We start from the raw sequence: 6,284 nt of genomic DNA, 5'->3' as shown, positions 1-6,284 counted from the left end.
ATGAGGCATGTTCCGCGTCCTTGCAATACTGTGTTTACATACAGTCTATCGCTTAGCGGAAAGTTCTTTTACCCTCAGCCGAAATGCCTGCCGTTGCTAGACATTGCCAGCCAGTGCCCGTCACTCCCACTGTTGATAAATTTTCTAAACAAAAAGGATCAAACTAATCTATAAGCTTTGTGGGTTAGAAAAAAAATAACTCACTTTGCATTGATCATATTTAAATTCTTGTTTTATCCATAGCACTAACCTATTAATTTTAAAAAATAATAGGTACTGGCTAAATAGCAAATCGATACATATCTTTTTCATAGAGGAAATATGATTTTAGTAAGTTCTTGTCTGGCTGGCTTAAAGGTACGTTATAACGGGACGCATAGCTTAAACGAAAAAATCGAAAAATTAGTCAAAGATGGAAAAGCTACTATGGTATGTCCAGAGATTCTTGGCGGTTTATCAACACCACGCGAACCTGCCGAGATTTCGGGAGGTAATGGCGATGATGTCTTAGATGGAAAAGCCTGTGTAATTGAAAAATCAGGAAAGGATGTGACTTCAATCTATATTGAAGGGGCATATAGAACTTTAAAAAAAGTTCAATTATTAAAAGCTACTCTGGTAGTGCTTAAAGAAAATAGCCCTTCATGTGGTAGTTCAATGATTTACGATGGTCAATTTAATGGGAATAAGATCTATGGCAATGGAGTTACCTCCGCTTTGCTTAAACGTCATAATATAAAAGTCATTTCAGAAGAAACTTTTTGGCAACTTTTACCCTAGTTCCTCCGCTTTTATTTAAAATCTTCATGCAACTCCAACCACGCCCCCCTTTGCAATATCAAGTCTCTTCGGTATTTAGAGATATAGTGAGGTAATAATCTAAGAAGCATATCCATTACTTCCACATCAGTTAAAAAGTAGTGGTTCAATTTTATGCTGTAATTCTTTAACAATTTTAGCAAGCTGATCATGTAAAACTAACCAACATTGCTCATGACCTTGCCCAATATATTCATCTATTATGAGTTGCAAAATGTCTTGATCTATCTGACTTAAGAATTCTAAAAACCATGTCGCAGCAACATCCTTGGCAACTATTGTTTTATGATCTAATGTATAAGCTATACGGCATAGCGCTAAAATTTGATTACATTCATCCTGATCGTCTTTCCAATGAGCAATAATTTGTGGATAAGTTTTTTGCATGGCAAATATTAATTGTTCATAGCTAATTGGATTTAACCAATCGCAAATATCAGGTCCAAAGATAGTAATGTTATGTAATTGGGCAGTTTTAAGTAAAATACTAATATCTGGATCAGATTGACTATAAAGTAATTCACCTTTGAGTAATTCTTCTCTCAACCACTCGCCATATTGTAGCTGATATGTATATGGATGATTTTTATTGGTAATACTCCCTTTTTCTAATATCGTAATTTCTAAGGCACGCGCTGTAGCATGACCAATCGGAACAGATATATTTAGAAAATTCTGCGCTAATTGTTTTCTTTCCTGATCGGTAATTTCACGTTCAATAATAACTAAAATATCAAGATCACTTTTATGTTTTAAACCACCATCAACATACGAACCATATAAATAAATAGCATAAAGCTTATCTTTAAAATTTTTTTGTAAAAGCTGTTTTACACTTTCAACTTGGCGACACTCTTCATCATTTAAGCTTTGCATATGATTTTTAATTTAAAAAAATAAGTAATGAATTCATAGAGCATTATACAGAATAAGTGTAAATAATTTAATCAATTAGTAAATAACATACTATTTTTACAATATATTTACTTTCAATATAGAGTTTAATACATAAAACTCTATCAATCAAAAAAAGCTTGAAACAACATCTGAATAGTAAGAGTCATTTCCTCCTCACTTAGAGATGGATCCGGAAATTTGAACAACTCCTATAAGTGATACTCTGCTCCTCAAATGATGTTATAAACATCAATATATGGAGTATTTTATGGCACGTAGACCAAGAAGAAATCATTCAAACGACTTTAAGGCTAAGGTAGCACTTGCTGCGATCAAAGCAGAAAAAACACTTGCTGAATTGAGTTCTGAGTTTGATGTTCATCAAAACCAAATTATTGACTGGAAAAATCAATTGATCTCAGCTTCCTCACAAGCTTTCGATCAATCAAAAGCTCCATCAGAACCTCCCATTGATCTTAAAAAGTTACATGCAAAAATCGGTGAGCAGGCATTAGAAATTGATTTTTTAGAAGGTGTGTTGAAGAAACTGGGCCGCTTCAACCACAAAAGTTAATCGATCACTCACTTCAGATTTCAGTATCTAAACAAGCTAAGTTACTGAAAGTCTCTCGTGGTTGTTATTATTATCGCCCAAAACCTGTTAGCTCATCAGATCTGAAGCTGATGCGATGTATTGATGAATTACATATGCAATATCCTTTTGCAGGCAGTCGTATGATGCGTGATTTGTTGAATCGTCAAGGGCATCATATAGGACGACGTCATACACGTACTTTAATGAAGAAAATGGGTATTCAGGCGTTATATTGCAAACCAAATTTAAGCCAGGCTAATCAAGCTCACCGTAAATATCCATATCTGCTCAAAGGATTGGCTATTCAGCGCAGTAATCAAGTGTGGTCTACTGATATAACGTATATCCCTATGGCAAAAGGCTTTGTTTATTTATGTGCTGTGATTGATTGGCATAGCCGCAAGGTACTTGCGCATAGGGTATCGATTAGTATGGAGGTGGATTTTTGTATTTCGGCTTTAAATGAAGCGATTGAAAAATATGGATCACCTGAAATATTGAATACAGACCAAGGCAGTCAGTTCACCAGTGATGCATTTATTGATGTATTGAAATCAAATGGCATTCAAATCAGTATGGATGGTAAAGGTCGATGGGTAGATAATGTGATGGTTGAACGATTATGGCGGAGCGTTAAATATGAAGAGGTGTATCTCAAAGCTTATAGCAGTGTCACAGATGCGAAAAAGCAATTGAGTGCATATTTTGAGTTTTATAATCTGAAACGACCTCATTCGAGTCTAGACAAAATGACACCAAATGAGTTTTACTATGATCAGCTACCCCAACAAAACAAGGTGGCTTAACTAGAGCGGAATATCACTTATAAATACGCTTTTAGTTGTTCAAACAAGTGGAACCACCTCTGTTTGTAATGATATTTTATAAAATTCAATATTAGATCTGCAGAGAAAAACTTATCAAACTAAGTATTGGCTAGTCTTTTTCTTCGAAAAACTTATCAAACGAAGTATTAAGTTAATCTTTTTCTTCAACTTCTTCCTTAAACTCAAACAAATCATTCATCGTACAGTTAAAGTACTTACACAACTTATCGGCGACTGGTAATTCAATACGTACAGCACGGTCATAATACATACTTGTGAGCGTGTTGCGATTGATACCTGTTGCATGCACCACTTCACTTAATTTTAAAATTTTTCTATCGCCCATGAGGCTAGATAACTTACAAGTAATCATATTTAAATTAATTTACAAAAAATAACTTGCTGTGGGTTATTTGAAGTTGTTGACTGAGTAATACTTTGCTAAAATTAACCTACAGCAGGTTATTACAACTTATAGAAAGTATATTTTATCCATTTCAACTAAATTATAACTTTTTAAATATAAGGATTGAACCTGCATTAGATTATTTTGTGGAGATGACCGCCGTGTTACCAAATGAGTTATTGATCAGCCAGCAAGCTCGTGACTTAGGAAATCAATTAATTAAAGAAATGAACATCAATAGAAGTTATGGAATGGCTAATTTTCTTGGAGTAAATACTTGCTATGATAATCATCAGGCTGTACTTATTTGGACATTTCAACTGCTTGAAAGGGAACCTGCCTTAAATGAATTAGCAGAAATTAAAAAATATTTTCTTTTAATCTTTCCAGATAGTGTTTATCAATTAGCCTAAGTTGTTTTTAAAATTAATTTATTAAATAAAAAGCACTAAATCAAAGAAAGCTTTATTTAAAAATACCTATTAATTCAAAAACATACCATTTACTGAATATATGAAGCATAGGTTCCTGCTCTATCACTCACTCGTACTAAAATTACATCGCTCTTTTTACTGATACTAAACAATTTATGTCCACGCCACGTTCTGCGGCTTCGAGGGCTAGTTTTTGTTGAACCACTGAGAACAAGGACAACAAACTGCCTACTATATTTTCCCGGAGAGTGGTGTAGGAACTTTTTCATTATTGCTAATCATATCAGCGACAACATCAGCAACGAGCTCCTCTATTCCTGAGAATGCTTTAGACTGATCCGCATCAAGCCAAGACAATGATGGAAACTCAGCACATCATTCGTTTAAGACCTATTTTAATGACGGCACTGGTCGCAAGTTTAGGTTTTATTCCAATGGCGTTAAACACTGGAATTGGTGCAGAAGTACAACGACCACTAGCAACAGTTGTTATCGGCGGTATTGTATCTTCTACAATTTTAACTTTGTTTGTATTGCCTATTTTATATCAATGGGCGCATGGCTCTGAGAGTAGCAAACAGCAATCCGACGAAATTTAAAATCAAAAAAAGCAGCTTAATTACTAGGTTATGCCTAATTAAGCTGCTTTTAATATTGTATGCCCAACATTTTATTGATAAAGCTTACTGCGCTTCATCCCGACAATTTTCATTTAAAAACTCAAACTCTATCGTTGTATGCGATAAATGATAGGAAGATAATTTAGCTGCAACTTCTTGTTTAAGCCTAATTAATTCTTTAACGTCAAAGTTGTCACTCAGCTCAAGGTGCGCTGTTAAAACGTGACTTTCACCATCTAGTGACCAAAAGTGCATGTGGTGGATACCATTAACTTCAGGAAATTCCATTAGTGATAGTTTAATACGCTTTTGAGTCTCTTTATCGGGTGCAGCTTGAAGAAATAAAACGAGTGTTGATTTCAGGTTTTTGAAAACATTAAACAAGATGAACAGCGTGAACCCTATTGATAAAAGGGGATCTAATATCGGCAGTTCAGCGAACAACAGTACGATAGAGACTATAAGAACGGCAACCCATCCAAGTACATCTTCAAGAAGGTGCCATGTCAGCACTTTCTCATTTAATGTTTCACCCGCTTTTAATTTTAATACAGCATATCCGTTAACGGCAACGCCGAGTATCGCTAGCCCTAACATCCCCTCGACTACAGGCATTTCAGGATTGGACAGCTTTGGAATTGCTTCAAATAAAATCCAAATTGAGCCAATGATTAAAACAATACTGTTTATCAATGCGCCAAAGAGAGTAAGTCTACGATAACCATAACTAAACTTATCTGATGCTTCTTTATCTGAAAAACGACTTAAAATCCACGCAAAACCTATTGAAAGACTATCACCAAGATCGTGAACTGCATCTGCCATTATCGCCGTACTGTTAGTGAGCCAACCACCTATAAATTCGATAATAGTGAATGTCACATTAAGGAAAAATGCCCAACCAATACGGTCATCTTTACCATGTTGATGACTATGATTATGGTTGTGCATTTTGTACCTCTAGTACTTTTCTATTTCTTAGTTTTGATACATTCATATTAATCAAGTGACGTATCAAGCGTTGATATATCCAGCGTTTGAACCCCGACAAGTTAGTCCCTTTTTCGAGATAGAACTCATCAGGGGAATCATAAAGCCCAAAGTCATCATGAATACCTTCTTTTTGAATATAGGTATTTTCTCCACGCCAATCTGTATCTGGTGATGAAAAGCACTTTGTTGCAACACCATAACCACAAAAATCATCTTTTACTTGGTCAAATTTCTCCTGTAGAGAGCTTAAGTATTGCTCATCCAATATAAAGCCCTCTAAGTTTATCCAACGCCCTTCAAAGTAAACTTCTACCCAACTATGAATGATGTATTTAGGTGCTAACCAAAATACATAGCTTGGGATAGCACCTTTTTGTAGTTGCTGGTCTATGGTAAACCCATGAAATCGGCATTGAATGCCTAGTCCACGCAATAGTGCCATTAACAGATTACCCTTAGTATTACATTGTCCATAACCATCTGCTAGCACATCGCTTGCTGCAATATCATCGCTTTCATTATAACCAAAGAAAATCTCATCTTTTACAAACTGATAAGCGGCACCAATTTTGTTGAAGTTATCCAAGTTTTTCCACCTACGTTGATCGATCAAGGATTGGATATCTTTGTGTTCAAAATTAACGATATTCGTATTGTTTAAATATTTCTCAGTCATTTTTTATATATCCTTTT

7 protein-coding genes and 2 pseudogenes are annotated in these 6,284 nt (G+C 35.0%); 4 read left to right on the top strand and 5 right to left on the bottom strand.

The features are described 5' to 3' along the window. The first annotated feature begins 321 nt into the window (after positions 1–321). A complete protein-coding gene (locus FTV13_RS12065) occupies positions 322–780 on the top strand; it encodes a DUF523 domain-containing protein (protein ID WP_077170035.1) in 459 nt (152 codons plus the stop codon). 126 nt (positions 781–906) lie between these two features. Here the strand turns inward: FTV13_RS12065 and FTV13_RS12060 are convergent, their stop codons facing one another. Then, entirely contained in the window at positions 907–1,695 is a 789-nt protein-coding gene (locus tag FTV13_RS12060; RefSeq protein ID WP_038350081.1) for an aminoglycoside adenylyltransferase domain-containing protein, read from the bottom strand. A 277-nt stretch (positions 1,696–1,972) separates the two neighbouring features. Here FTV13_RS12060 and FTV13_RS12055 point away from each other — a divergent pair. Next, positions 1,973–3,117, top strand: a protein-coding gene (locus tag FTV13_RS12055; RefSeq protein WP_099046175.1) for an IS3-like element ISAba14 family transposase whose coding sequence is annotated in 2 segments (ribosomal slippage) — positions 1,973–2,237 and positions 2,237–3,117 — 1,146 coding nt in all. Because the reading frame shifts where the segments join, the coding sequence is not laid out codon by codon here. A gap of 172 nt (positions 3,118–3,289) precedes the next feature. Here the strand turns inward: FTV13_RS12055 and FTV13_RS12050 are convergent. Continuing rightward, positions 3,290–3,511, bottom strand: coding sequence for a helix-turn-helix transcriptional regulator (locus tag FTV13_RS12050; RefSeq protein WP_004658364.1), 222 nt, complete (start codon positions 3,509–3,511; stop codon positions 3,290–3,292). A gap of 194 nt (positions 3,512–3,705) precedes the next feature. On the opposite strand from FTV13_RS12050, the gene FTV13_RS12045 reads away from it, so the two are divergent. Further along, positions 3,706–3,957, top strand: a complete 252-nt coding sequence (locus tag FTV13_RS12045) for a hypothetical protein (RefSeq protein WP_004658363.1) — start codon at positions 3,706–3,708, stop codon at positions 3,955–3,957. A 252-nt stretch (positions 3,958–4,209) separates the two neighbouring features. On the opposite strand, the pseudogene FTV13_RS12040 reads toward FTV13_RS12045, so the two are convergent. After that, a pseudogene (locus FTV13_RS12040) lies at positions 4,210–4,353 on the bottom strand (antitoxin HicB); the annotation flags it as partial. Here FTV13_RS12040 and FTV13_RS12035 point away from each other — a divergent pair. After that, positions 4,353–4,577: pseudogene (locus tag FTV13_RS12035) on the top strand (efflux RND transporter permease subunit); the annotation flags it as partial. The pseudogenes FTV13_RS12040 and FTV13_RS12035 overlap by 1 nt on opposite strands. 84 nt (positions 4,578–4,661) lie before the next feature. On the opposite strand, the gene FTV13_RS12030 reads toward FTV13_RS12035, so the two are convergent. Together FTV13_RS12030 and FTV13_RS12025 are read right to left on the bottom strand one after the other, a co-directional pair. Beyond that, entirely contained in the window at positions 4,662–5,549 is an 888-nt protein-coding gene (locus tag FTV13_RS12030; protein WP_127800877.1) for a cation diffusion facilitator family transporter, read from the bottom strand. Next, complete coding sequence (locus FTV13_RS12025; RefSeq protein ID WP_005245162.1) at positions 5,536–6,267, bottom strand: transglutaminase family protein; 732 nt, start codon at positions 6,265–6,267, stop codon at positions 5,536–5,538. Before FTV13_RS12025 ends, FTV13_RS12030 begins: the two co-directional genes overlap by 14 nt. Positions 6,268–6,284: the final 17 nt, after the last annotated feature.

Source organism: Acinetobacter sp. YH12235 (assembly GCF_013417705.1).
Classification (GTDB): domain Bacteria; phylum Pseudomonadota; class Gammaproteobacteria; order Pseudomonadales; family Moraxellaceae; genus Acinetobacter.
Note: the sequence above shows the minus strand (reverse complement) of the source record. Positions and strands in the feature narration are given on the sequence as shown.

Excerpts from the sequence above, each read along its gene's own strand:
- FTV13_RS12060 (WP_038350081.1), bottom strand. The coding sequence starts at position 1,695 with ATGCAAAGCTTAAATGATGAAGAGTGTCGCCAAGTTGAAAGTGTAAAA.
- FTV13_RS12050 (WP_004658364.1), bottom strand. The coding sequence starts at position 3,511 with ATGATTACTTGTAAGTTATCTAGCCTCATGGGCGATAGAAAAATTTTA.
- FTV13_RS12065 (WP_077170035.1), top strand. The coding sequence starts at position 322 with ATGATTTTAGTAAGTTCTTGTCTGGCTGGCTTAAAGGTACGTTATAAC.
- FTV13_RS12030 (WP_127800877.1), bottom strand. The coding sequence starts at position 5,549 with ATGCACAACCATAATCATAGTCATCAACATGGTAAAGATGACCGTATT.
- FTV13_RS12025 (WP_005245162.1), bottom strand. The coding sequence starts at position 6,267 with ATGACTGAGAAATATTTAAACAATACGAATATCGTTAATTTTGAACAC.